General features: G+C 63.6%; 19 protein-coding genes and 2 pseudogenes. 19 read left to right on the top strand and 2 right to left on the bottom strand.

Annotation, left to right across the window (positions count from 1 at the left end; all coding sequences use genetic code 11):
- Positions 1-93 precede the first annotated feature (93 nt).
- The 16 genes and pseudogenes from mraZ to lpxC all read left to right on the top strand — a co-directional run bounded on the left by mraZ (position 94) and on the right by lpxC (position 17,873).
- Complete coding sequence (gene mraZ / locus ABMD26_RS06550; RefSeq protein ID WP_049860613.1) at positions 94-549, top strand: division/cell wall cluster transcriptional repressor MraZ; 456 nt, start codon at positions 94-96, stop codon at positions 547-549.
- Positions 546-1,493: a 16S rRNA (cytosine(1402)-N(4))-methyltransferase RsmH gene (gene rsmH, locus ABMD26_RS06545; protein ID WP_167375909.1), complete on the top strand. Its 948-nt coding sequence runs from the start codon at positions 546-548 to the stop codon at positions 1,491-1,493. The genes mraZ and rsmH overlap by 4 nt, the downstream gene beginning before the upstream one ends.
- Positions 1,490-1,784 (top strand): annotated as a pseudogene (ftsL, locus tag ABMD26_RS06540) (cell division protein FtsL). Before rsmH ends, ftsL begins: the two are co-directional and overlap by 4 nt.
- A complete protein-coding gene (locus ABMD26_RS06535; protein WP_161804298.1) occupies positions 1,784-3,529 on the top strand; it encodes a peptidoglycan D,D-transpeptidase FtsI family protein in 1,746 nt (581 codons plus the stop codon). The pseudogene ftsL and the gene ABMD26_RS06535 overlap by 1 nt, the downstream one beginning before the upstream one ends.
- Positions 3,529-4,992 carry a UDP-N-acetylmuramoyl-L-alanyl-D-glutamate--2,6-diaminopimelate ligase gene (locus ABMD26_RS06530; protein ID WP_134722540.1) on the top strand — a complete coding sequence of 488 codons (1,464 nt, stop codon included), beginning with the start codon at positions 3,529-3,531 and terminating at the stop codon, positions 4,990-4,992. Before ABMD26_RS06535 ends, ABMD26_RS06530 begins: the two co-directional genes overlap by 1 nt.
- Positions 4,985-6,352: a UDP-N-acetylmuramoyl-tripeptide--D-alanyl-D-alanine ligase gene (locus tag ABMD26_RS06525; RefSeq protein ID WP_134722541.1), complete on the top strand. Its 1,368-nt coding sequence runs from the start codon at positions 4,985-4,987 to the stop codon at positions 6,350-6,352. The genes ABMD26_RS06530 and ABMD26_RS06525 overlap by 8 nt, the downstream gene beginning before the upstream one ends.
- Complete coding sequence (gene mraY / locus ABMD26_RS06520) at positions 6,352-7,434, top strand: phospho-N-acetylmuramoyl-pentapeptide-transferase (RefSeq protein ID WP_043186836.1); 1,083 nt, start codon at positions 6,352-6,354, stop codon at positions 7,432-7,434. The genes ABMD26_RS06525 and mraY overlap by 1 nt, the downstream gene beginning before the upstream one ends.
- Before the next feature lie 5 nt (positions 7,435-7,439).
- Positions 7,440-8,786, top strand: a complete 1,347-nt coding sequence (gene murD, locus ABMD26_RS06515) for a UDP-N-acetylmuramoyl-L-alanine--D-glutamate ligase (RefSeq protein ID WP_134722542.1) — start codon at positions 7,440-7,442, stop codon at positions 8,784-8,786.
- Complete coding sequence (gene ftsW / locus ABMD26_RS06510; protein ID WP_122741482.1) at positions 8,783-9,997, top strand: putative lipid II flippase FtsW; 1,215 nt, start codon at positions 8,783-8,785, stop codon at positions 9,995-9,997. Before murD ends, ftsW begins: the two co-directional genes overlap by 4 nt.
- Positions 9,987-11,063 (top strand): undecaprenyldiphospho-muramoylpentapeptide beta-N-acetylglucosaminyltransferase, encoded by a 1,077-nt coding sequence (gene murG / locus ABMD26_RS06505; protein WP_354308671.1) that lies wholly within the window; start codon positions 9,987-9,989, stop codon positions 11,061-11,063. The genes ftsW and murG overlap by 11 nt, the downstream gene beginning before the upstream one ends.
- Positions 11,056-12,501: a UDP-N-acetylmuramate--L-alanine ligase gene (gene murC / locus ABMD26_RS06500; protein WP_049860622.1), complete on the top strand. Its 1,446-nt coding sequence runs from the start codon at positions 11,056-11,058 to the stop codon at positions 12,499-12,501. The genes murG and murC overlap by 8 nt, the downstream gene beginning before the upstream one ends.
- Positions 12,498-13,457: a D-alanine--D-alanine ligase gene (locus tag ABMD26_RS06495; RefSeq protein ID WP_049860623.1), complete on the top strand. Its 960-nt coding sequence runs from the start codon at positions 12,498-12,500 to the stop codon at positions 13,455-13,457. The genes murC and ABMD26_RS06495 overlap by 4 nt, the downstream gene beginning before the upstream one ends.
- Positions 13,458-13,461: 4 nt before the next feature.
- Complete coding sequence (locus ABMD26_RS06490) at positions 13,462-14,331, top strand: cell division protein FtsQ/DivIB (RefSeq protein ID WP_122741485.1); 870 nt, start codon at positions 13,462-13,464, stop codon at positions 14,329-14,331.
- A gap of 14 nt (positions 14,332-14,345) precedes the next feature.
- A pseudogene (gene ftsA, locus ABMD26_RS06485) lies at positions 14,346-15,603 on the top strand (cell division protein FtsA).
- 52 nt (positions 15,604-15,655) lie between these two features.
- Positions 15,656-16,849, top strand: a complete 1,194-nt coding sequence (gene ftsZ, locus ABMD26_RS06480) for a cell division protein FtsZ (protein ID WP_122741486.1) — start codon at positions 15,656-15,658, stop codon at positions 16,847-16,849.
- 112 nt (positions 16,850-16,961) lie between these two features.
- Positions 16,962-17,873, top strand: a complete 912-nt coding sequence (lpxC, locus tag ABMD26_RS06475) for a UDP-3-O-acyl-N-acetylglucosamine deacetylase (RefSeq protein WP_049860626.1) — start codon at positions 16,962-16,964, stop codon at positions 17,871-17,873.
- A 110-nt stretch (positions 17,874-17,983) separates the two neighbouring features.
- Here lpxC and ABMD26_RS06470 read toward each other — a convergent pair whose 3' ends face one another.
- On the bottom strand, positions 17,984-18,439 hold the full coding sequence (locus tag ABMD26_RS06470; protein WP_049860627.1) for a DUF721 domain-containing protein: 456 nt from the start codon (positions 18,437-18,439) through the stop codon (positions 17,984-17,986).
- Between the two features lie 308 nt (positions 18,440-18,747).
- Between ABMD26_RS06470 and secA the strand changes: the two genes are divergently transcribed.
- The 3 genes from secA to ABMD26_RS06455 all read left to right on the top strand — a co-directional run bounded on the left by secA (position 18,748) and on the right by ABMD26_RS06455 (position 23,945).
- Positions 18,748-21,489, top strand: coding sequence for a preprotein translocase subunit SecA (secA, locus tag ABMD26_RS06465; RefSeq protein ID WP_090356544.1), 2,742 nt, complete (start codon positions 18,748-18,750; stop codon positions 21,487-21,489).
- A 225-nt stretch (positions 21,490-21,714) separates the two neighbouring features.
- Complete coding sequence (gene argJ, locus ABMD26_RS06460) at positions 21,715-22,932, top strand: bifunctional glutamate N-acetyltransferase/amino-acid acetyltransferase ArgJ (protein WP_122741488.1); 1,218 nt, start codon at positions 21,715-21,717, stop codon at positions 22,930-22,932.
- A gap of 68 nt (positions 22,933-23,000) precedes the next feature.
- A complete protein-coding gene (locus ABMD26_RS06455; protein WP_134722545.1) occupies positions 23,001-23,945 on the top strand; it encodes a Nudix family hydrolase in 945 nt (314 codons plus the stop codon).
- Between the two features lie 42 nt (positions 23,946-23,987).
- Here the strand turns inward: ABMD26_RS06455 and ABMD26_RS06450 are convergent, their stop codons facing one another.
- On the bottom strand, positions 23,988-24,557 hold the full coding sequence (locus ABMD26_RS06450) for a cob(I)yrinic acid a,c-diamide adenosyltransferase (protein ID WP_354308665.1): 570 nt from the start codon (positions 24,555-24,557) through the stop codon (positions 23,988-23,990).
- Positions 24,558-24,559 lie beyond the last annotated feature (2 nt).

Raw genomic sequence — 24,559 nt, 5'->3', positions numbered from 1 at the left:
GGTGGGGGGGTTCCTATAGTGTGCGCGAGTGGCGGGAAGTGGCGAAAAGTGGGTTTTTCGAGCGTAAAAATCTGAGTTCAGGGGAAACGCGACGTGTTTCGTGGAGCTAATCCGATCAACCTCGATGCCAAGGGACGGCTCGCCATGCCGAGTCGGTATCGTGACGAGTTGGATTCCAAATGCTCCGGTCAGCTGATCATCACGGTCGATACCGTCGACCCTTGCCTGTGTGTCTATCCGCTGGATGAATGGGAACTCATCGAGGCCAAGCTTCGTGCCCTGCCTTCATTGGTGGAAAGCAATCGCCGTCTGCAGCGCCTGTTGATCGGCAATGCCGTCGATCTCGAGCTCGACGGCAGCGGACGTTTTCTGGTGCCCCCGCGCCTGCGCGAGTACGCCCGGCTGGACAAGCACGCGATGCTGGTCGGCCAACTGAACAAGTTTCAACTGTGGGACGAGGGTGCGTGGAATGCCGTGAGTGCGGCGGACCTTGCAGCTATACAACAACCGGGCGCCATGCCCGAAGAATTGCGTGATCTGATCTTGTGACTATTGATAGCGGCTTCAATCACATCACCGTGCTGCTCGACGAAGCTGTCGAGGCTCTGGCCGTGCGCGACGATGGTTGCTATCTGGACGGCACTTTCGGCCGGGGTGGCCATAGCCGCCTGATCCTGCAGCACCTGGGGCCCGATGGCCGCCTGTTGGGGTTCGACAAGGACCCTCAAGCGATTGCCACGGGGCAAGCGCTGGCGGCCGAAGACGGCCGCTTTGTCATTGTACAGCGCAGCTTTGCCGAGCTCGGTGCGGAAGTGCGCGAGCGCGGCATGCACGGCAAGGTCAGCGGCATCCTGCTCGACCTGGGCGTTTCCTCGCCACAACTCGACGATGCCGAGCGCGGCTTCAGTTTCCTTCATGACGGCCCGTTGGACATGCGCATGGACCCCACGCGGGGCGTGAGTGCGGCGCAGTTCATCGCGACTGCCGCCGAGGAGGAAATCGCCCGCGTGTTCAAGGAATACGGCGAAGAGCGGTTCGCTCGTCGCATGGCCCGTGCGGTGGTGGAGCGTCGCGAAGTGCAGCCTTTCGAGCGCACCGCCGACCTGGCCGAAGTGCTCAAGGTCGCCAACCCGGCGTGGGAGAAGGGCAAGAACCCGGCCACCCGCGCGTTCCAGGGGCTGCGTATCCACGTCAACAACGAGCTGGCCGATCTCGAGGCGGGCCTGGAGGCTGCGCTCGACGCCCTGGAAATCGGCGGTCGCCTGGTGGTGATCAGTTTCCATTCCCTGGAAGACCGCATCGTCAAGCTGTTCATGCGCAAGCTCACCAAGGGCGAAGCCGACAACCTGCCGCGCAACCTGCCGGTGCGGTTCGAAGCCTTCGTGCCCAAGGTCAAGCTGCATGGCAAGGCGCAATTCGCTTCCGAAGCCGAGCTCAAGGCCAACCCGCGCTCGCGCAGTGCCGTCATGCGTGTCGCGGAGAAGCTGCGATGAGCAAGCTGCTCAACAAGCCGCTGCCGGGCGGCAGTTTCCTCATGCTGCTGCTGTTCGTTGCCGTGCTGGTGTCGGCCATCGGCGTTTCCTACAGCGCGCACATCAATCGGCAACTGCTCAACCACGCTCTACGGCGAGCTGAGCGAGCGCGACAAGGCGCAGGCCGAATGGGGTCGTCTGATCCTGGAACAAAGCACCTGGACCGCTCACAGCCGTATCGAATCCCTGGCTACCGAACAGTTGAAGATGCGCATCCCGGATGCCACTGAAATCCGCATGGTGTCGCCATGATGAAGCTCGACGGGGCACTGTTCCCGTGGCGATTCCGCCTGATGGTCGGTCTGCTCCTGCTGCTGGTCGGCGGCATCGTTGCGCAGATCGTCTACCTGCAGGTGATCAACCGTGACTTCCTGATCGGTCAGGGCGACGCGCGCAGCATGCGCCACATCCCCATTCCCGCGCACCGCGGCCTGATCACCGACCGTAATGGCGAGCCTCTGGCCGTGAGTACGCCGGTGACCACCCTGTGGGCCAACCCCAAGGAAATGCAGCTGGCCAAGGACAAGTGGCCCGCGCTCGCACGCGCGCTCGGGCAAGACCCCAAGGCCCTGGCCGAGCGTCTGGAAGCTCAGGCGAGCAAGGAATTCATCTACCTGGTCCGCGGCCTGACCCCCGAACAGGGCGCGTCGGTACTCGACCTGAAAACCCCGGGTGTCTACGGCATCGAGGAATTCCGTCGTTTCTACCCGGCGGGCGACGTGACCGCGCACATGGTCGGCTTCACCGACCTCGACGATCACGGCCGTGAAGGCGTCGAGCTGGCCTATGACGAGTGGCTTGCCGGCGTACCCGGCAAGCGTCAGGTCATCAAGGACCGCCGCGGTCGGCTGATCAAGGACGTACAGGTCACCAAGAACGCCAAGGCCGGCAAGACCTTGGCGTTGTCCATCGACCTGCGTCTGCAGTATCTGGCCAGCCGCGAGCTGCGCAATGCCATCACCGAGAACGAAGCCAAGGCCGGCAGCATGGTCATCATGGACGTGAAGACCGGTGAAGTCCTGGCCATGGTCAACCAGCCGACCTACAACCCCAACAACCGCCGCACCATGCTGCCGGCGGCCATGCGTAACCGTGCGATCATCGACGTGTTCGAGCCGGGCTCGACCATGAAGCCGATCTCCATGAGCGCGGCATTGGAAACCGGCCGCTGGAAGCCCAGCGACAAGGTCGACGTGTACCCCGGCACCCTGCAGATCGGTCGCTACACCATCAAGGACGTGACCAAGACCGAAGGTCCGGTGCTTGACCTGACCGGCATTCTGATCAACTCCAGTAACGTGGGCATGAGCAAGGTCGCCTTCGACATCGGCGGCGAGAGCATCTACCGCGTGATGTCCGCCGTCGGCCTGGGCCAGTACACCGGCCTGGGCTTCCCGGGCGAGCGCGTCGGCAACCTGCCCAACCATCGCGAATGGCGCAAGGCCGAGACCGCCACGCTGTCCTACGGCTACGGCCTGTCGGTGACGGCGCTGCAGCTGGTGCACGCCTATGCGGCCATCGCCAACAACGGCCGTATCGTGCCCCTGACCATTCTCAAGAGCGACCAGCCGCCGACCGCGGCGCAGGTGATTCCCGAGAAGGTCGCCAAGACCGTGCAGGGCATGCTCCAGCAAGTCATCGAGGACACCCGCGGCGTGTATCGCGCGCGGGTGCCTTCGTATCACGTGGCGGGCAAGTCGGGTACCGCGCGCAAGGCCACCATCGGCTCGCGCGGCTACACCGAGAATGCCTACCGCTCGCTGTTCGCAGGTTTCGGCCCGATGAGCGACCCGCGCTACGCGATCGTCGTGGTGATCGACGAACCGAGCAAGGGTGGCTACTACGGCGGCCTGGTCAGCGCCCCGGTCTTCAGCAAGGTGATGTCCGGCACGCTGCGCCTGATGAACGTGCAACCTGACAACCTGCCGCCGCCGGTGCCGCAGCAGCAGGTCAACGCCGCACCGGCGACCCCATTGATAAAAGGAGGGCGCGGCTGATGACCATGCCCCTGAGCAAGCTTTTTTCCGAAGCCAGCCGCGATCCGATGATCCGCGAGCTGACCCTGGACAGCCGCAACGTGCGTCCGGGCGATCTGTTTCTGGCCGTACCCGGCAGCAAGGTCGATGGCCGTGCGCACATCGCCGATGCCCTCAAGCTGGGCGCCGCCGCCGTGGCCTATGAAGTGGAAGGCGCTACCGTGCTGCCGCTCACCGATGTGCCCCTGATTCCGGTAAAAGGGCTGATCGCGCAGTTGTCCAGCATCGCCGGGCGCTTCTACGGCGAGCCGAGCCGCTCGGTGAACATGGTCGGCGTGACCGGAACCAATGGCAAGACCAGCATCACCCAGTTGGTGGCTCAGGCGCTCGACGCCCTGGGCGAGCACTGCGGCCTGATCGGTACCCTGGGCACCGGTTTCTACGGCGCCTTGCAGAGCGGCCGATTGACCACCCCCGATCCGATCGCCGTGCAATCCACACTGTACGATCTGAAGAAGGGCGGCGCGCATGCCGTGGCCATGGAGGTGTCGTCGCACGCGCTGGATCAGGGCCGCGTGGCCGCGCTGGATTTCGACATCGCCGTGCTGAGCAACCTGTCCCGTGACCATCTGGATTACCACGGCAGCATGCAGGCCTACGCACAAGCCAAGGCCCGACTGTTTGCCTGGCCAAGCCTGAAGTGTCGCGTGCTCAATCTGGACGATGCGTTCGGTCGCGAGTTGGCCGAGCAGGATCACGAGTCGCGGCTGATCACCTACAGCCTCAGCGACAGCGGCGCGACCTTGTACTGCCGCGACGCGCAATTCGATGATCACGGTGTGCGCGCCACGCTGGTGACCTCACACGGTGAATACAGCCTGCGCAGCAGCCTGCTCGGGCGCTTCAACCTGAGCAACGTACTGGCTGCAGTCGGTGCCCTGATGGGCATGGAATATCCGCTGGACGACGTGCTCAAGGTGATGCGCCAGGTGCAGGGGCCGCAAGGTCGCATGCAGCGTCTGGGCGGTGGCGACAAGCCCCTGGTGGTGGTCGACTACGCGCACACGCCCGATGCCCTGGACCAGGTCCTGCAGGCCTTGCGGCCCCACGCCAAGGGCCAGTTGCTGTGTCTTTTCGGCTGTGGCGGCGACCGCGACAGTGGCAAGCGCCCGTTGATGGCCGAAGTTGCCGAGCGCCTGGCCGACCGCGTGCTGGTCACCGACGACAATCCTCGCAGCGAAGATCCACTGCGCATCTTCGACGACATTCGTGTGGGTTTTTCCAGCGCGGCCAACGCGACCTTCGTGGCAGGCCGTGGCACCGCCATTGCCCAACTGATCGATTCGGCTTCGGTCGACGATGTCATCGTGCTGGCCGGCAAGGGCCATGAAGACTATCAGGAGATCAACGGCGAGCGTCATCCGTTCTCCGACCTGCAGCAGGCCGAGCAGGCTCTGGCTGCATGGGGAGCTGCCGATGCTTGACGCCATGACCCTCAGCCAGCTGGCAGGCACTTTGCACGGACACGTGGTGGGTGACGACGCGCGCTTCGACGGTGTCAGCATCGACAGCCGGGCCATCACTGCAGGCGATCTGTTCGTCGCATTGGCCGGTCCTCGTTTCGATGGTCACGACTATCTGGACGACGTCGCCGCCAAGGGCGCGGTAGCCGCGCTGGTGCAGCGCGCAGTTCCAGGCTCGACGCTGCCGCAGTTGGTCGTGGCCAACACGCGTCTGGCGCTGGGCCAGCTCGGCGCACTGAACCGCGCCGCGTTCAGCCGCCCGGTGGCTGCGATCACCGGTTCGAGCGGCAAGACCACGGTCAAGGAAATGCTTGCCAGCATTCTGCGTACACAAGGCCCCGTGCTGGCCACCCGTGGCAATCTGAACAACGATCTGGGCGCACCGCTGACCTTGCTCGAACTGGCGCCGCAGCACACTGCGGCAGTGATCGAGCTGGGTGCATCGCGGGTGGGCGAAATCGCTTACACCGTCGGTCTGACCCGTCCACACGTGGCGCTCATTACCAACGCCGGCACCGCCCATGTGGGCGAGTTCGGCGGTCCGGACAAGATCGTCGAGGCCAAGGGCGAGATCCTCGAAGGCCTGGGCGAGGGTGGCAAGGCCGTGCTCAACCTTGACGACAAGGCTTTCCCGATCTGGCAGGCACGCGCCGGTCAGCATGCCGTGCTGACGTTCTCGCTGGACAACGCCGCAGCGGATTTTCATTCCAGTGCCCGGCACAGTGATGCCCGTGGTTGCCCGTCCTTCACCCTGCACGGGCCCGACGGCGAAGTCTTCGTCCAGCTCAACCTGCTCGGCACCCACAACGTACTCAACGCCTTGGCGGCAGCTGCGGCTGCGCATGCCCTGGGCGTGACGCTGGTCGGGATCCAGGCCGGCTTGAATGCGGTGCAGCCGGTCAAGGGCCGTACGGTCGCGCAGCTCGCCGTCAACGGCGCGCGGGTCATCGACGACACCTACAACGCAAACCCCACCTCCATGTGTGCGGCAATCGATATACTCGCCGGCTTTTCCGGGCGCACCGTGCTGGTCCTCGGGGATATCGGCGAGCTGGGCGCCTGGGCCGAAGCTGGCCATCGCCAGGTAGGTGAATATGCCGTCGACAAGGTCGACGCGCTGTACGCGGTCGGTCCATTGATGCGCCACGCAGTGACCGCGTTCGGTGCTCAGGGGCAACACTTCGCCAATCAGGCAGACCTGATCGCGGCGCTGGCCGCCGAGCAGGGTTCCAATACCACTATTTTGATCAAGGGATCACGCAGCGCGGCGATGGAAAACATCGTGGTGGCGTTGTGCGGTTCTGGCGGGGAGAAACACTGATGTTGCTGCTGCTGGCAGAATTTCTGCAACAGTTCTATAAAGGCTTCGCGGTCTTTCAGTACCTGACCCTGCGCGGGATTCTGGGTGTGCTGACCGCGCTGTCGCTGGCCCTCTGGCTGGGCCCCTGGATGATCCGCACCCTGCAGATTCGTCAGATCGGTCAAGCGGTACGCAACGACGGTCCGCAATCGCACCTGTCCAAGTCAGGCACACCGACCATGGGCGGCGCGCTGATTCTCTCGGCCATCGCCATCAGCACGCTGCTGTGGGCTGACCTGTCCAACCGCTATGTCTGGGTCGTGCTCATCGTCACCCTGCTGTTCGGCGGCATCGGCTGGGTGGACGACTATCGCAAAGTAATCGAGAAAAACTCCCGCGGCCTGCCCAGCCGCTGGAAATATTTCTGGCAGTCGGTGTTCGGCCTGGGGGCTGCGGTGTTCCTGTTCATGACCGCCAACAGCCCGGTGGAAACCACCCTGATCATTCCGATGCTCAAGGACGCCAGCATTCCGCTGGGTGCCGGGTTCATCGTGCTGACCTACTTCGTCATCGTCGGCTCCAGCAACGCGGTCAACCTCACCGACGGCCTCGACGGCTTGGCGATCCTGCCAACGGTGATGGTCGGCGGCGCATTGGGCATTTTTTGCTATTTGTCGGGCAACGTTAAATTCGCCGAATACCTGTTGATTCCCTATGTGCCAGGTGCAGGTGAGCTGATCGTCTTCTGCGGCGCCCTGATCGGCGCCGGCCTGGGTTTCTTGTGGTTCAACACCTACCCGGCCCAGGTGTTCATGGGTGACGTCGGCGCGCTGGCGCTGGGCGCCGCCCTGGGCACCATCGCGGTGATCGTGCGTCAGGAGATCGTCCTGTTCATCATGGGCGGCATCTTCGTCGTCGAGACGCTGTCGGTGGTGATCCAGGTCGCCTCGTTCAAGCTCACCGGTCGCCGTGTGTTCCGCATGGCCCCGATTCACCACCATTTCGAACTCAAGGGCTGGCCCGAACCGCGGGTCATCGTACGCTTCTGGATCATCACCGTGATTCTGGTGCTGATCGGCCTTGCCACCCTGAAGCTGAGGTAGAACGAGTGTCTCTGATCGCTTCTTCCCACTTCCGCATCGTTGTCGGCCTCGGCAAGAGCGGCATGTCCCTGGTGCGCTTCCTCGCGCGTCAGGGCGTGGCGTTTGCCGTGGCCGATACACGCGAAGCGCCGCCGGAACTGGCGACGCTGCGTCGCGACTATCCGCAGGTGGAAGTCCGTTGCGGTGAGCTGGACGTGGAATTCCTGTGCCGAGCCGATGAGCTCTACGTGAGCCCCGGTCTGGCACTGGCGACTCCCGCCCTGCAGCAGGCAGCGGCGCGAGGCGTGCACCTGTCCGGCGATATCGACCTGTTTGCCCGTCATGCCAAGGCCCCGATCGTGGCGATCACCGGCTCCAACGCCAAAAGCACCGTGACCACGCTGGTGGGCGAAATGGCCGCTGCGGCCGGCAAACGGGTGGCCGTGGGCGGCAACCTGGGACAGCCAGCGCTCGATCTGCTCGATGACGACGTCGAGCTGTACGTGCTGGAACTGTCGAGCTTTCAGCTGGAAACCACCCATCAGCTCAATGCCGAAGTGGCTACGGTGCTCAACGTCAGCGAAGACCACATGGATCGCTACAGCGGGCTGCCGGCCTATCACCTGGCCAAGCATCGGATTTTCCGGGGCGCCCGCAAGGTCGTGTTCAATCGTCAGGATGCCCTGAGCCGACCGCTGATCGGCGAGGGCATGCCGTGCTGGACGTTCGGCCTGAACAAGCCGGACTTCAAGGCTTTCGGCCTGCGCGAGGAAGGCGGGCAGAAGTACCTGGCCTATGAGTTCGAGAACCTGATGCCGGTCAGCGATCTCAAGGTGCGTGGCGCGCACAACCAGGCCAATGCCCTGGCCGCGCTTGCCCTGGGACACGCGGTGGGTCTGCCGTTCGACGCCATGCTGGCCAGCCTGCGTGAATTCACCGGGCTCACGCACCGCTGCCAGTGGCTGCGCGAGCGCGATGGCGTGGCCTGGTACGACGATTCCAAGGCGACCAACGTCGGTGCTGCGATTGCCGCCATCGAAGGGTTGGGCGCCGACATCGAAGGCCAGCTTGTGCTGATCGCCGGTGGCGACGGCAAGGGCGCTGATTTCACTGCCCTTGGCCAACCTATCCAGCGTCATTGCCGTGCCTTGGTGCTGCTGGGTCGCGACGCCGCGCGTATTGCAGCCGTTGCCGGTCCGGGCGTTGCCCAGGTCAACGTCGCCTCGATCGAGGAGGCGGTTCAGCGCTGCGCCGAACTGGCCCAGCCCGGCGATGCCGTGCTGCTCTCACCGGCCTGCGCGAGTCTGGACATGTTCAAGAATTATGAAGAGCGCGGGCGCCTGTTCGCCCATGCCGTAGAGGGCTTGTCATGATCTTCGGTGTCATCAAGCCATTTCCCTCGCCGCTGATCAGCGGCCGCGGGATCGATATCGACTTCGCCATGCTGGCCGGTTGCCTGGCGCTGCTGGGCCTCGGTCTGGTCATGATCACCTCGGCTTCTTCGGAAGTGGCGGCGGTCAACTCGGGCAATTCGTTGTCGATGATGATTCGCCACCTTGTGTACCTGGTGATCGGTATCGGCACCTGCATCGTCACCATGATGGTGCCCATCGCTACCTGGCAGCGCATAGGCGGTACGCTGCTGATCGCTGCATTCGGCTTGCTGGTGATGGTGCTGCTGCCCGGCATCGGTCGCGAAGTGAACGGGTCCATGCGCTGGATCGGCTTCGGCATGTTCAACGTGCAGCCTTCGGAAATCGCCAAGGTGTTCGTGGTGATCTTCCTGGCAGGCTACCTGGTGCGTCGCCAGCAGGAAGTGCGCGACAGCTGGATGGGCTTCTTCAAGCCGTTCTTCGTGTTGCTGCCAATGGCCGGGCTGCTGCTGATGGAGCCTGACTTCGGTGCCACGGTGGTGATGATGGGTGCCGCAGCCGCAATGCTGTTCCTGGGTGGCGTGGGCCTGTTCCGCTTCGCCCTGATGGTGGCTCTGGCGGTGGGTGCGGTGTTCGTGCTGGTTCAGGCACAACCGTATCGCATGGCGCGTCTGATCACCTTCACCGACCCGTGGAGCGACCAGTTCGGCTCCGGTTATCAATTGACCCAGGCGCTGATCGCCTTCGGCCGTGGCCAGTGGTTCGGCGTCGGCCTGGGCAACAGCGTGCAGAAGCAGTTCTACCTGCCCGAAGCCCACACCGACTTCGTGTTCTCGGTGCTCGCCGAAGAGCTGGGCGTGGTGGGTTCGTTGTGCACGGTCGCACTGTTCGTATTCGTCTGCATTCGTGGCATGTACATCGGTTACTGGGCCGAGCGGGCCAAGCAGTACTTTGCGGCCTACGTGGCGTATGGCCTGTCGTTCCTGTGGATCGGCCAGTTCCTGATCAACATCGGCGTGAACGTCGGCCTGCTGCCCACCAAGGGGCTGACCCTGCCGTTCCTCAGCTACGGCGGCAGCTCGCTGGTGATCTGCTGCGCCTGTCTGGGGCTGCTGCTGCGCATCGAGTGGGAAAGCCGCTCGCACCTGGGTAGCGAAGAGGTGGAGTTCAGCGAAAGCGATTTCGCCGAGGAGACGCCCCATGGCCGGTAAAGGCAATGTGCTGATCATGGCTGGCGGCACCGGCGGACACGTGTTCCCGGCCCTGGCCTGTGCGCGCGAGTTCCAGGCGCGCGGTTTCAGCGTGCACTGGCTGGGTACGCCGCGCGGCATCGAGAACGAGCTGGTGCCGGCCAACGGCCTGCCGTTGCATCTGATCGATGTCAGCGGTGTGCGTGGGAAGAGCCGACTGGCCCTGCTGAAGGCGCCGTTCGCCATCTGCAAGGCCGTGGTTCAGGCGCGTCGCATCATTGCCCGGCTGCGACCGGTGTGCGTGGTCGGCTTCGGTGGTTACCTGACCGGTCCTGGCGGCGTGGCCGCGCGGCTGGCCGATGTACCGGTGATCGTCCATGAGCAGAATGCCGTTGCCGGTACCGCCAATCGCCTGTTGGTGCCTTTCGCCAGCCGAGTCTGCGAAGCTTTCCCCAACACCTTCGCCGCTTCGGCCAAGCGCCGGACCACGGGAAATCCGGTGCGCAGCGAGTTGTTCATGGAAACCCCGCGCCAGGCCCTGATCGGGCGCCAGCCACGGCTGCTGGTCCTGGGCGGCAGCCTGGGCGCCGAGCCGTTGAACAAGCTGTTGCCCGAGGCCCTGGCGCAGGTTCCGGCGCAATACCGGCCTGAGGTGTTTCACCAGGCTGGCAAGAAACACGATGAGATCACCGCCGAGCGTTATCGCGAAGCCGGTGTCGAGGCGCAGGTCGCCCCATTCATCAAGGACATGGCCCAAGCCTATGGCTGGGCCGACCTGGTGGTCTGCCGCGCGGGCGCGTTGACCATCAGCGAGCTGGCCGCCGCCGGCCTGCCGTCGCTGTTGGTGCCTTTGCCCCACGCGATCGACGACCACCAGACACGCAATGCCGATTATCTGGCCCGCGAAGGCGCTGCCTTCCTCATGCCACAAGCGACAACCGGCGCGGCGCAACTTGCCGAGCGCCTGAAAGAGGTTTTGATGCAACCCGAAAAGCTCCTGAGCATGGCGAGCACTGCCCGCCGCCTGGCCAAACCCGATGCCACGCGCAATGTGGTCGACGTCTGCCTGGAGGTGGCCCATGGTTGAGAACCAGAAAGCCATTCCGCAACCGGAAATGCGCCGCATCCGTCGCATCCATTTCGTCGGCATCGGCGGCGTGGGCATGTGCGGCATCGCCGAGGTGCTGCTGAACCTGGGCTACGACGTCTCGGGTTCCGACCTCAAGGCTTCGCCGGTGACCGAGCGACTGACGTCGTTCGGCGCGCAGATCTTCATCGGCCACCGTGCCGAAAACGCCGCCAGCGCCGACGTTTTGGTCGTCTCCAGTGCCGTCAATACCAGCAACCCGGAAGTTGCCACTGCGCTGGAACGCCGGATTCCGGTGGTGCCGCGCGCCGAGATGCTCGCCGAACTGATGCGCTATCGGCACGGCATCGCCGTGGCCGGGACCCATGGCAAGACCACCACCACCAGCCTGATCGCCTCGGTGTTCGCGGCCGGTGGCCTGGACCCCACGTTCGTCATCGGTGGTCGTCTGAATGCGGCTGGCACCAATGCCCAACTGGGCACCAGTCGCTATCTGATCGCCGAAGCCGATGAGTCCGATGCCAGCTTCCTGCACCTGCAGCCGCTGGTGGCCGTGGTCACCAACATCGACGCCGATCACATGGCGACCTACGGCGGCGACTTCAACGTATTGAAGAAGACCTTCGTCGAGTTCCTGCACAACCTGCCGTTCTACGGCCTGGCCGTGGTCTGCCTGGATGACCCGGTGGTGCGCGAGATCCTTCCACAGATCGCCCGTCCGACCCTGACCTATGGCATCAGCGAAGAAGCCGACGTGCGTGCCATCAACGTGCGCCAGCAAGGCATGCTGACCCACTTCACGGTGCTGCGCCGCGACCGCGAGCCGCTCAACGTGTCGGTCAACATGCCAGGCAATCACAACGTGCTCAATGCCCTGGCAACGATCGCCATCGCCACCGACGAAGGCATCAGCGACAGCGCCATCGTCCAGGGCCTGTCCGGATTCCAGGGCGTTGGCCGGCGCTTCCAGGTGTACGGCGAACTGCCGGTCGAAGGCGGCAGCGTGATGCTGGTCGACGACTACGGCCATCACCCCCGCGAAGTGGCGGCCGTGATCGCCGCCGTGCGCGGCGGCTGGCCCGATAAACGTCTGGTGATGGTATATCAGCCCCACCGCTTCAGCCGCACGCGCGACTTGTACGACGATTTCGTACAAGTGCTCGCCGATGCCAATGTGTTGCTGCTGATGGAGGTCTACCCGGCGGGCGAAGAGCCGATTCCGGGCGCCGACAGCCGTCAGCTGTGCCACAGCATCCGCCAGCGCGGCCAGCTGGACCCCATCTATATCGAACGCGGCGTCGAGCTGGCGCCACTGGTCAAGCCGTTGCTGCGCGCCGGTGACATCCTGCTCTGCCAGGGTGCCGGCGACATCGGCGGCCTTGCCCCGCAGTTGCTCAAAAGCCCGCTGTTCGCGCAGGCCTCGGAGAAATCGCAATGAACATTCTGGATCTCAACACCCTGCGTTCGCAGATCATGCCCAGCGACTTCGGTCGCGTGGCCGTGCTCTACGGCGGCAAGAGCGCCGAGCGCGAGGTGTCGCTGAAATCGGGCGCCGCGTGCCTGGAGGCCTTGCAGAGCGCGGGCGTGGACGCGTTCGGTATCGACGTTGGCGATGACCTGCTGGCGCGCCTGCAAGCGCAGAAGATCGACCATGCCTTCATCATCCTGCACGGCCGCGGCGGCGAAGACGGCAGCATGCAGGGCCTGCTCGAGTGCCTGGACATTCCCTACACCGGCAGCGGCATCCTCGCCAGCGCCCTGGCGATGGACAAACTGCGCACCAAGCAGGTGTGGCAGAGCCTCGGCTTGCCGACCCCGGCGCATGCCGTGCTGGCGAGCGAACAGGATTGTATTTTCGCGGCCGGGGAACTGGGCTTCCCTTTGATCGTCAAACCCGCCCATGAAGGTTCAAGCATCGGGATGGCCAAGGTGAACAGCGTCGACGAACTGGTCGACGCCTGGAAAGCCGCCAGCACCTACGACTCACAAGTGCTGGTCGAACAATGGGTCCAGGGCCCTGAGTTCACTGTCGCGACGCTGCGTGGCCAGATGCTGCCTGCCATCGCGCTGGGCACACCCCACACGTTCTACGACTACGACGCCAAATACGTCGCCAACGATACCCAGTACCGCGTTCCCTGTGGCCTTGCGCCCGCCAAGGAGCAGGAGCTCATCGACCTCTGCGCGCGCGCCTGCGATGCCATCGGCATTCAGGGCTGGGGGCGCGTGGACGTGATGCAGGACCAGCAGGGCCGTTTCTGGCTGCTGGAGGTCAACACCGCTCCAGGCATGACCGATCACAGCCTGGTGCCCATGGCGGCGAAAGCGGCTGGCCTGGATTTCCAGCAGTTGGTGCTGGCGATTCTTGCCGCCAGTTGCAAGGCGCGAGGGTAAGACCATGCACGGCCCAATGATTCGCCATCAGTCACCTGCCATCGGTCGCAACAAGCCGGTGCCGCGGGGTGCAAGCCGCATGGTGGCCAAGGAGCCACTGTCGGTACGTCTGCCCAAGGCCAACTTCAGCATCTTCAAGAAGCTGATGTGGCCGGTGCTGCTGGTGGGTCTGGGTTTTGGCACCTATGAAGGCGCCCAGTACCTGATGCCCTACGCCGACCGCCCGATCACCAAGGTGTCGGTGCAGGGCGACCTGGCCTACATCAACCAGCAGTCGGTGCAGGAGCGTATCCAGCCTTACGTCGGCAGCACGTTCTTCAGCATCGACCTGACCCGCATGCGCACCGAGCTGGAGACCATGCCCTGGATCGCCCACGCCGAAGTACGCCGGGTGTGGCCCGACCAGGTGGTGATTCGCCTGGAAGAGCAACTGCCGGTCGCGCGCTGGGGCAACGAGTCACTGCTCAACAACCAGGGCCAGGCGTTCGCGCCTCGCGAACTGGGCAACTACGAACACTTGCCGCAGTTGTTCGGCCCGGCACGGGCCCAACAGCAGGTGATGCAGCAATACCAGGTGCTGAGTCAGATGTTGCGTCCGCTGGGCTATTCGGTAGCCCGGCTGGAACTGACCGAACGCGGCAGCTGGTTTCTCACCACAGGCGCAGGAAGCGCCGGCCCAGGCATCGAGCTGTTGCTGGGACGTGACCACTTGATGGAAAAAATGCGCCGCTTTATCGCCATTTACGACAAGACACTCAAAGACCAGATCACGAATATCGCGCGTATCGACCTGCGCTATGCCAACGGCCTGGCCGTGGGCTGGCGTGAACCGAGCGCCCCGACGGCGGACAAGCCCGCCGTCGCGAAGAATTGACAAGAGGCAGGACCATGGCAAACGTGCAAAGCGGCAAAATGATCGTCGGGCTGGACATCGGTACCTCCAAGGTGGTGGCGCTGGTGGGCGAAGTCGCGGCCGACGGTACGCTGGACATCGTGGGGATCGGCACCCATCCCTCGCGCGGCCTGAAGAAGGGCGTGGTGGTGAACATCGAGTCGACGGTGGCGTCGATCCAGCGTGCGGTCGAAGAAGCCCAGCTGATGGCCGGTTGCCGCATTCACTCGGCGTTCGTCGGCGTTGCCGGTAACCACATTCGCAGCCTGAACTCCCACGGGATCGTGGCCATTCGCGACCGTGAGGTCAGCACGGCTGACCTGGAACGCGTTCTGGACGCGGCCCAGGCCGTGGCGATCCCGGCCGACCAGCGCGTCCTGCACACCCTGCCGCAGGATTACGTGATCGACAACCAGGAAGGCGTGCGCGAGCCCCTGGGCATGTCCGGCGTGCGTCTGGAAGCCAAGGTTCACGTGGTGACCTGCGCCGTCAACGCGGCTCAGAACATCGAGAAGTGCGTTCGTCGCTGCGGCCTGGAAATCGACGACATCATCCTCGAGCAGTTGGCCTCGGCCTACTCGGTGCTGACCGATGACGAGAAAGAACTGGGCGTGTGCCTGGTCGACATCGGCGGCGGTACCACGGATATCGCCATCTTCACCGAAGGCGCCATCCGTCACACCGCAGTCATCCCCATTGCGGGCGATCAGGTCACCAACGACATCGCCATGGCCCTGCGGACCCCCACGCAGTACGCCGAAGAGATCTAAGATCCGTTACGCCTGCGCCCTGGCCAAGCTGGCCGGTGCTGGCGAAACCATCAAGGTGCCCAGTGTCGGCGACCGTCCGCCGCGCGAGCTGTCGCGCCAGGCGCTGGCCGAAGTCGTCGAGCCACGCTACGACGAACTGTTCACCCTGATCCAGGCCGAGCTGCGTCGCAGCGGCTACGAAGACCTCATCCCGGCCGGCATCGTGCTGACCGGTGGTACGGCAAAAATGGAAGGCGCGGTCGAGCTGGCCGAAGAAATCTTCCACATGCCGGTGCGCCTGGGCGTGCCGCATAGCGTACGGGGGCTGAGTGACGTCATCAGCAACCCGATCTATTCCACCGGCGTGGGCCTGCTGATGTACGGCCTGCAGAAGCAATCCGATGGCTTGAACCTGTCAGGCATCAGCAACAGCAGCAGTTATAGCGATGACACCAAGGCTCCGGTGCTGGAACGGCTGAAGCGTTGGGTGCAAGGCAATTTCTGATTCAAAACGGCAGTAGCGGTAGGCGCACACAAATAGAGAAAGGAGAGGGCACATGTTCGAACTCGTAGACAACATCCCGCAAAGCCCGGTAATCAAAGTTATCGGTGTCGGCGGTGGCGGCGGCAACGCCGTCAACCACATGGTCAAGAGCAACATCGAAGGCGTTGAATTCATCTGCGCCAACACCGATGCTCAGGCACTCAAGAACATCGGCGCACGCACGATCCTGCAACTGGGTACCGGCGTCACCAAGGGCCTGGGCGCTGGCGCCAACCCCGAAGTCGGCCGTCAGGCCGCGATGGAAGACCGCGAGCGCATCGCCGAAGTGCTGCAAGGCACCAACATGGTCTTCATCACCACCGGCATGGGCGGCGGTACCGGTACCGGTGCTGCACCGATCATCGCCGAAGTAGCGAAGGAAATGGGCATCCTGACCGTTGCGGTCGTGACCCGTCCGTTCCCCTTCGAAGGCCGCAAGCGCATGCAGATCGCCGATGAAGGCATCCGTATGCTGTCCGAAAGCGTCGACTCGTTGATCACCATTCCCAACGAGAAGCTGCTGACCATCCTGGGCAAGGACGCCAGCCTGCTGTCGGCGTTCGCCAAGGCTGACGACGTGCTGGCCGGTGCCGTTCGCGGTATCTCCGACATCATCAAGCGTCCGGGCATGATCAACGTCGACTTCGCCGACGTGCGTACCGTGATGAGCGAAATGGGCATGGCGATGATGGGTACCGGCTGCGCCAGCGGTCCGAACCGCGCGCGCGAGGCCACCGAAGCGGCCATTCGCAACCCGCTGCTCGAAGACGTCAACCTGCAGGGCGCTCGCGGCATCCTGGTCAACATCACCGCAGGTCCCGACCTGTCGCTGGGTGAATACTCCGACGTGGGTAGCATCATCGAAGCGTTCGCCTCCGACCACGCGATGGTCAAGGTCGGTACCGTGATCGATCCGGACATGCGCGACGAACTGCACGTTACCGTCGTGGCCACCGGCCTGGGCGCGAAGATCGAGAAGCCTGTGAAGGTCATCGACAACACCATGCAGACCGCAGCGCAGACGCCTCCACCTTCGCAGCAGCCTGCTCGTCAGGACGCTCCATCGGTGAACTACCGCGACCTGGATCGCCCGACCGTGATGCGCAACCAGGCGCACGCCGGGACGGCCGCTGCGGCCAAGCTGAACCCTCAGGATGATCTGGATTATCTGGACATCCCGGCCTTCCTGCGTCGTCAGGCCGATTGATGCAATTTATCAGGGGTATTAGGGTGATTGGTGTTCAGCAAAGGTTCGGTCTGCTATCATCGCCAGCCTTTGTTGATACCAGTTCGCAATTTGCGCTGAAGCGGCCAATGCCATGATTAAACAACGCACCCTGAAGAATATTATCCGTGCCACAGGCGTCGGCTTGCACTCCGGTGAGAAGGTCTACCTGACCTTGAAGCCCGCGCCCGTGGATACCGGCATCGTGTTCTGCCGTGTCGACCTCGATCCGGTCGTGCAGATCCCTGCGCGCGCCCACAATGTCGGCGCCACCACGATGTCCACCACTTTGGTCAATGGCGATGTCAAGGTCGATACCGTAGAGCATCTACTGTCGGCCATGGCAGGCCTGGGAATCGATAACGCCTACGTCGAGCTCTCCGCGTCCGAAGTGCCGATCATGGATGGCAGTGCCGGACCCTTCGTATTCCTGATTCAATCGGCTGGCCTGGAAGAACAGGACGCGCCGAAGAAATTCATCCGGATCCTGCGTGAAGTGACAGTGACGGAGGGCGACAAGCGCGCCACCTTCCTGCCTTTCGAAGGGTTCAAGGTGAGCTTCGAAATAGATTTCGATCACCCTGTCTTCAAGGATCGCACCCAGACCGCCAGCGTCGACTTTTCCAGCACGTCCTTCGTGAAGGAAGTCAGTCGGGCGCGCACGTTCGGCTTCATGAGCGACCTTGAATACCTGCGCAAGCACAATCGTGCACTGGGCGGCAGCGTTGAAAACGCTATCGTGGTGGACGAGGCAGGCGTCATGAATGAGGACGGTCTTCGCTACGAAGACGAATTCGTCAAACACAAGATTCTCGATGCAATCGGCGATCTCTATCAGCTGGGTAACAGCCTGATTGGCGAATTCCGTGGCTACAAGTCGGGCCACGCACTGAACAACCAGCTTCTTCGTCGTCTGCTCGAGCAGGATGACGCCTGGGAAGTGGTTACGTTCGAAGATGCCAGCACGGTACCGATCTCTTACATGCGGCCAGCTGCGTTGGGTTGATACAACCTCTCTTTTCTGGTTTCACATTTATAGGCCACCCATTGGGTGGCTTTTTTTTGGGTGTTGTTTTCTGAGCCGGGGCGGGAGGACGGTCGGGGCGTGGCGAGCGCTCAGCGTGGCCGCTTGGCGTGAGCTGCCAGACGTTCCAGCGCCGCGCGCAGATTGGGATCGCTGATGCCCTCGGCGGTCGCCTGGATGTTCTCGCCCGCGCTGATCGACAGGTCGATGCTGCGCGCGCCGGCCTTGCTCTGCACGGTGGGCGGCTGCACCTTGAACAGGATGCGCGTCAGGCTGCTGAATTCCTCCAGCGCCTGCAGATCGCGTTGCAGGCGCTTCTGCTGGTAGCGCAGGCGCGTGGCCCAGTGGCCGTCGGTGACGATCAGCAACAGGCTGCCCTCGCGCCACGAGGCGACGTAGCAATGCTCGCGCGCCGCCGGCTGCAGTTGGCTCTCGAACAGGCGCTGCAGATGCGACAGGCGCTGAGCCTGGCTGAACAGGGCCTTGAGCGGTTTGGCTTCGCGCAGCAGGACTGCCGGTGCCCGGGCGGGCAGGGGGCGAAAGACCATGGGGATACACCTGAAGTTACAGAGTCGGCATGTTAACAGAATCCCTCGCCCACACCGTTTCACATGGACGACACAGGCCAGCTCTCGGCGTTTGAATGGATGACATCTGCACCTTGCGGGTTGAAGTTGGCGAAAAAGCCCTTATTGTAAAGCCGCCCCATTACAACGCTGTGCCAGCATCGTGGACATCGCGCCACTTTCCTCTCCATCGTTTCCGGGTAGAATGCTCGTTCGCATGCGGCCATGAGGGCTGCACGGGCGACTCACGGGGCCGCCCTCCATCCCTATGTGTGGAAGATCCTGCCAATATGTTTGCGCCTTTGTTAAAGAAACTTTTTGGAAGCAAGAACGAGCGTGAAGTACGACGCATGCTCAAGACGGTACAAGCCGTCAATGCCTTCGAAGAGCAGATGGTGGCCCTTTCGGACGAGCAGCTGCGCGCCAAGACCGCAGAGTTCAAGGCCCGCCTGGCAAAAGGCGAGACCCTCGACCAGCTGCTGCCCGAAGCCTTCGCCGTCTGCCGCGAAGCCGGCAAGCGCGTCATGGGTATGCGGCACTTCGATGTCCAGCTGATCGGTGGCATCACCCTGCACGAAGGCATGATCGCCGAAATGCGCACCGGTGAAGGCAAGACCCTGGTAGCGACCCTGGGCGTGTACCTCAACGCACTGTCCGGCAAGGGCGTGCACGTGGTCACGGTCAACGACTACCTGGCGCGTCGCGATGCCAACTGGATGCGTCCGCTGTACGAGTACCTGGGCCTCACCGTCGGCGTGGTCACGCCGTTCGCGCCGCCGGAAGAGAAGCGTCTGGCCTATGCCGCCGACATCACCTACGGCACCAACAACGAATTCGGTTTCGACTACCTGCGCGACAACATGGCCTTCAGCATGGAAGAGAAATTCCAGCGCGAGCTGAATTTCGCCGTGATCGACGAAGTCGACTCCATCCTGATCGACGAAGCCCGTACGCCGCTGATCATCTCCGGCCAGGCCGAAGACAGCTCCAAGCTGTACACCGAGATCAACCGCCTGATCCCGCAACTCGAGCAGCACATCGAGGAAGTCGAGGGCCAGGTCACCAAGGAAGGCCACTACAGCATCGACGAGAAGACCCGTCAGGTCGAACTCAACGAAGCCGGTCACCAGTACATCGAGGAAATGCTCACCCGCGCCGGCCTGCTGGCCGAGGGCGAGAGCCTCTACTCGGCGCACAACCTGGGCCTGCTGACCCACGTCTACGCCGGCCTGCGTGCGCACAAGCTGTTCAACCGCAACGTCGAGTACATCGTCCAGGACGGGCAGATCCTGCTGGTCGACGAGCACACCGGTCGTACCATGCCGGGCCGTCGCCTGTCCGAAGGCCTGCATCAGGCTATCGAAGCCAAGGAAAACCTGAACATCCAGGCCGAGAGCCAGACCCTCGCCTCGACCACGTTCCAGAACTACTTCCGCCTGTACAACAAGCTCTCTGGCATGACCGGTACGGCCGACACCGAAGCGTTCGAATTCGCCCAGATCTACCAGCTCAACGTGATGGTGATCCCGCCGAACAAGCCGCTGGCGCGCAAGGACTTCAACGACCTGGTCTATCTGACCGCGGACGAGAAGTACGCTGCCATCGTTACCGACATCAAGGAAAGCATGGCCCAGGGCCGTCCGGTGCTGGTCGGTACTGCAACCATCGAAACCTCCGAGCACATGTCGCGCCTGCTCAACCAGGAAGGCATCGAGCACAAGGTGCTCAACGCCAAGTTCCACGAGAAGGAAGCGGAGATCATCGCCCAGGCCGGTCGTCCCGGCGCGCTGACCATCGCCACCAACATGGCCGGTCGCGGTACCGACATCCTGCTGGGCGGCAACTGGGAAGTCGAAGTCGCCTCCCTGGAAAACCCGACCGAAGAGCAGATCGCACAGATCAAGGCCGACTGGCAGAAGCGTCATCAGCAGGTGCTCGAATCCGGTGGTCTGCACGTGATCGCTTCCGAGCGTCACGAGTCGCGCCGTATCGACAACCAGCTGCGTGGCCGTGCCGGTCGTCAGGGTGACGCCGGTTCCAGCCGCTTCTACCTGTCGCTGGAGGACAGCCTGATGCGCATCTTCGCCTCCGACCGGGTGAAGAACTTCATGAAGGCGCTGGGCATGCAGTCCGGCGAAGCCATCGAGCATCGCATGGTCACCAACGCGATCGAAAAGGCCCAGCGCAAGGTCGAAGGCCGCAACTTCGACATCCGCAAGCAATTGCTGGAGTTCGACGACGTCGCCAACGAGCAGCGCAAGGTCATCTACCACATGCGCAACAGCCTGCTGGCGTCCGACAACGTCGGTGACACCATTGCCGACTTCCGTCAGGAAGTCCTTGGTCAGCTGTTCTCCCAGCACATTCCGCCACAGTCGCTGCCCGAGCAGTGGGATGTTCCAGGCTTGGAAGCGGCCTTGCAGACCGATTTCGGCGTGAGCCTGCCGATCCAGCAGTGGCTGGATGCGGACGACAAGCTGTACGAGGAGACCCTGCGCGAGAAGGTCATGGTCGAGTTGCTGGCGGCCTACACCGAGAAGGAAGATCAGGCCAGCGCCGATGCCCTGCGCACCTTCGAGAAGCAGATCCTGCTGCGCGTTCTCGACGACCTGTGGAAAGATCACCTGTCGACCATGGACCACCTGCGCCACGGTATTCACCTGCGCGGCTACGCCCAGAAGAACCCGAAGCAGGAGTACAAGCGCGAGTCGTTCAGCCTGTTCCAGGAGCTGCTCGATTCGATCAAGCGCGACACCATCCGTGTGCTGTCGCATGTGCAGGTGCGCCGCGAAGATCCGGTCGAGGAAGAAGCGCGTCTGCGTCGCGATGCCGAGGAATTGGCGGCGCGCATGCAGTTCGAACACGCTCCGGCGCCTGGCCTGGATCAGCCCGAAGTGTTGGCCGAAGACGCCGAAGTCGTTGCCGCCACCGTGTCGGAGCCAGTGCGCAATGACCAGAAGCTGGGCCGCAACGAGCTTTGCTGGTGCGGTTCGGGCAAGAAATTCAAGCATTGCCACGGCAAGATCGACTGATCGCGCTCCGACAGGCTTTTGCAGCAACATCACGCCGCGACTTGACTGGGCTATCTGTAGGAGCGGTCATTGGCCGCGAAGACCGCACCGCGTAGAGACAGATATGCGGTGTCGTCCGTTTCGCGGCCGGTGACCGCTCCTACAGAAGTTCTGTAGCGTATTCGCAGCGTCATCCATCAAGGCGGCGTCGACGATACGCCGCAGATTCCTCAAAGGAGTGCTCACATGGCTGTTGGTCTTGGTCCCTTGCCCACGCTGCATCCGGTTCCGGGTTTCGAGCTGGGCATCTCCAGCGCCGGTATCAAACGCCCCGGACGCAAGGACGTTGTGGTCATGCGTTGCGCCGAGGGTTCCAGCGTCGCCGGCGTGTTCACCCTGAATGCGTTCTGCGCGGCACCGGTCATCGTGTCCAAGCGGCGCGTGGGTGGCCCCGTGCGTTATCTGTTGACCAATACCGGCAACGCCAACGCCGGGACCGGTGAGCCGGGTCTGGCTGCGGCCGAGCGCACCACGGCGCGTCTGGCCGAACTGGCGGGCGTGGACGCCAGTGCCGTGCTGCCGTTCTCCACCGGGGTGATCGGCGAGCCACTGCCCGTCGAGAAGATCGAAGGGGCCTTGCAGGCCGCGCTCGATGATCTGTCGATCGACAACTGGGCGGCTGCGGCCACCGGCATCATGACCACGGACACCCTGCCCAAGGGCGCCAGTCGCCAGTTCCAGCACGAGGGCGTCACCGTCACCGTGACTGGTATCAGCAAAGGCGCCGGCATGATCCGCCCGAACATGGCGACCATGCTGGGCTACATCGCCACCGACGCCAAGGTCGCGCCGGGTGTGCTGCAGGATCTGCTGCGCGACGGTGCCAACAAGTCGTTCAACCGCATCACCATCGACGGCGACACCTCGACCAACGACTGCTGCATGCTGGTCGCCACCGGGCAGGCGGCCTTGCCGGAAATCAGCGAGGCCAGCGGGCCGCTGTTCGCAGCGCTCAAGCAGGCGGTTTTCGAGGTGTGCATGGAAGTGGCCCAGGCCATCGTGCGCGACGGCGAGGGGGCGACCAAGTTCGTCACGGTTCAGGTCAACGGCGGCGGCAACCATCAGGAGTGTCTGGACGTGGCCTACACCGTCGCCCATTCGCCGCTGATCAAGACGGCGCTGTTCGCCTCCGATCCGAACTGGGGGCGCATCCTGGCCGCTGTGGGCCGTGCCGGTGTGCCGGAGCTGGATGTCAGCAAGATCGACGTGTTCCTGGGCGATGTGTGCATCGCCAGCCGTGGCGCCCGTGCCGCCAGCTATACCGAGGAGCAGGGCTCGGCGGTAATGGCGCAGGAAGAGATCGGCATTCGGATCGAGCTGGGTCGCGGCGATTGCAGCGAGACCATCTGGACCACCGACCTGTCCCACGAGTACGTGAAGATCAACGCCGAATACCGCACCTGACTGGCGTGCCTGGCTGCGCCTTGCAGGGGCATCCGGGCATTGGCAGCTCAGCGCGGTCTGGAGATCGAGTGAAACGAATACATGTAGCCGCCGCGGTGATCCGTGGCGCGGATCAGCGCATTCTGATTGCCCGTCGCGGCGATACCCAGCACCAGGGCGGTCTGTGGGAGTTTCCCGGTGGCAAGGTCGAGCCCGGCGAGACGGTGCAGGCGGCGCTGGCCCGCGAGTTGCGCGAGGAGTTGGGGATCGAGGTCAGCCTGGCGCGGCCTTTGATCAAGGTGCATCACGACTACGCCGACAAGCAGGTCCTGCTGGATGTATGGGAAGTCACCGCGTTCACGGGTGAACCCCATGGTGTCGAAGGCCAGCCGTTGGCATGGGTCAAGGCGCGCGAGCTGCCGGGCTACGCGTTTCCCGAGGCCAATCGGCCAATCGTCGCGGCGGCCAGTCTGCCGGGCGAATACCTGATCACCCCGGACGGGCTGGACAACTCGACCCTGCTGCGCGGCATGCAGAAGGCGATCGCCGGTGGCATCAAGCTGCTGCAACTGCGCGCACCCAATGGCTACGATCCGCAGTACCGCGATCTGGCGGTGGATGCGGTCGGATTGTGTGCAGGCAAGGCCCAGTTGATGCTCAAGGGGCCATTGGAGTGGCTGGGCGATTTTCCTTCGGCCGGGTGGCACCTGACCTCGGCGCAGTTGCGCAAATACGCCAGCAAAGGCCGACCGTTCCCCGCCGAGCGTTGGCTGGCCGCGTCCTGTCACGATGCCGAAGAGCTGGCGTTGGCGCAGCAGATGGGTGTTGATTTCGTCACCCTGTCGCCCGTGCAACCGACCCTGACCCATCCCGATGCGCAGCCACTGGGCTGGGATCAGGCGCGTGGTTTGATCGAGGGCTTCAACCAGCCAGTGTTCCTGCTGGGCGGGCTGGGGCCGCAGGATCAGGCGAAAGCCTGGGAGATCGGTGCACAAGGTGTCGCAGGCATCCGCGCTTTCTGGCCCTCTCCCTGACAACCGCTTCGCGCACCTCCTGTAGCAGCGGCGCAAGCCGCGTCAGCGGTCACTCGATTTGGCTGGCTGCCAGAGAATCTCGGGAATACCCTCACGCCGAGCAATGATTCGCGCAGCCACGAACAGCAGATCGGACATCCGGTTGATGTACGCCAGGCTCACCGCCGACAACGGCTCAACCGCATTGAGCTGCTGACAGCGACGCTCGGCTGTGCGTGCCAGGCTGCGGCATACATGGGCTTGGGCAATCAGCGGCGAGCCTCCCGGCAGAATGAAGTTTTCCAGCGGGCCCAGCTCGTCGTTCCAGGTATCGATGGCCGCCTCCAGGCGTTCCACCTCCGCTGCATCCAGCGCCTGATACGCAGGCATGGCCAACTCCCCACCCAGATCGAACAGCCGATGCTGACAGGGCGCGAGCACCTCGCTGACCTCGTTCAACCGCGAATCGCCGGCCAGCCCTGCCAGCAGCACGCCCAGCTGGCTGTTCAGGCTGTCGACTTCGCCGATGGCCTCCACGCGGGGATGGTCCTTGGGCACCCGACGGCCGTCGCCGAGCCCGGTTTCACCTTGGTCGCCGGTGCGCGTGTAAATCTTCGACAGGCGAAAGCCCATGC

Source organism: Pseudomonas sp. PvP001, from assembly GCF_040546375.1.
GTDB classification, from domain to species: Bacteria; Pseudomonadota; Gammaproteobacteria; order Pseudomonadales; family Pseudomonadaceae; genus Aquipseudomonas; species Aquipseudomonas coleopterorum.
The sequence above is the reverse complement of the archived record's forward strand: the minus strand, read 5'-3'. Positions and strand labels throughout refer to the sequence as shown.

Excerpts from the sequence above, each read along its gene's own strand:
- ABMD26_RS06530 (WP_134722540.1), top strand. The coding sequence starts at position 3,529 with ATGACCATGCCCCTGAGCAAGCTTTTTTCCGAAGCCAGCCGCGATCCG.
- ABMD26_RS06470 (WP_049860627.1), bottom strand. The coding sequence starts at position 18,439 with ATGGTCTTTCGCCCCCTGCCCGCCCGGGCACCGGCAGTCCTGCTGCGC.
- murG (WP_354308671.1), top strand. The coding sequence starts at position 9,987 with ATGGCCGGTAAAGGCAATGTGCTGATCATGGCTGGCGGCACCGGCGGA.
- ABMD26_RS06450 (WP_354308665.1), bottom strand. The coding sequence starts at position 24,557 with ATGGGCTTTCGCCTGTCGAAGATTTACACGCGCACCGGCGACCAAGGT.
- murC (WP_049860622.1), top strand. The coding sequence starts at position 11,056 with ATGGTTGAGAACCAGAAAGCCATTCCGCAACCGGAAATGCGCCGCATC.
- argJ (WP_122741488.1), top strand. The coding sequence starts at position 21,715 with ATGGCTGTTGGTCTTGGTCCCTTGCCCACGCTGCATCCGGTTCCGGGT.
- ABMD26_RS06525 (WP_134722541.1), top strand. The coding sequence starts at position 4,985 with ATGCTTGACGCCATGACCCTCAGCCAGCTGGCAGGCACTTTGCACGGA.
- mraY (WP_043186836.1), top strand. The coding sequence starts at position 6,352 with ATGTTGCTGCTGCTGGCAGAATTTCTGCAACAGTTCTATAAAGGCTTC.
- lpxC (WP_049860626.1), top strand. The coding sequence starts at position 16,962 with ATGATTAAACAACGCACCCTGAAGAATATTATCCGTGCCACAGGCGTC.
- ABMD26_RS06535 (WP_161804298.1), top strand. The coding sequence starts at position 1,784 with ATGAAGCTCGACGGGGCACTGTTCCCGTGGCGATTCCGCCTGATGGTC.
- ABMD26_RS06495 (WP_049860623.1), top strand. The coding sequence starts at position 12,498 with ATGAACATTCTGGATCTCAACACCCTGCGTTCGCAGATCATGCCCAGC.
- ftsZ (WP_122741486.1), top strand. The coding sequence starts at position 15,656 with ATGTTCGAACTCGTAGACAACATCCCGCAAAGCCCGGTAATCAAAGTT.
- ftsW (WP_122741482.1), top strand. The coding sequence starts at position 8,783 with ATGATCTTCGGTGTCATCAAGCCATTTCCCTCGCCGCTGATCAGCGGC.
- ABMD26_RS06490 (WP_122741485.1), top strand. The coding sequence starts at position 13,462 with ATGCACGGCCCAATGATTCGCCATCAGTCACCTGCCATCGGTCGCAAC.
- secA (WP_090356544.1), top strand. The coding sequence starts at position 18,748 with ATGTTTGCGCCTTTGTTAAAGAAACTTTTTGGAAGCAAGAACGAGCGT.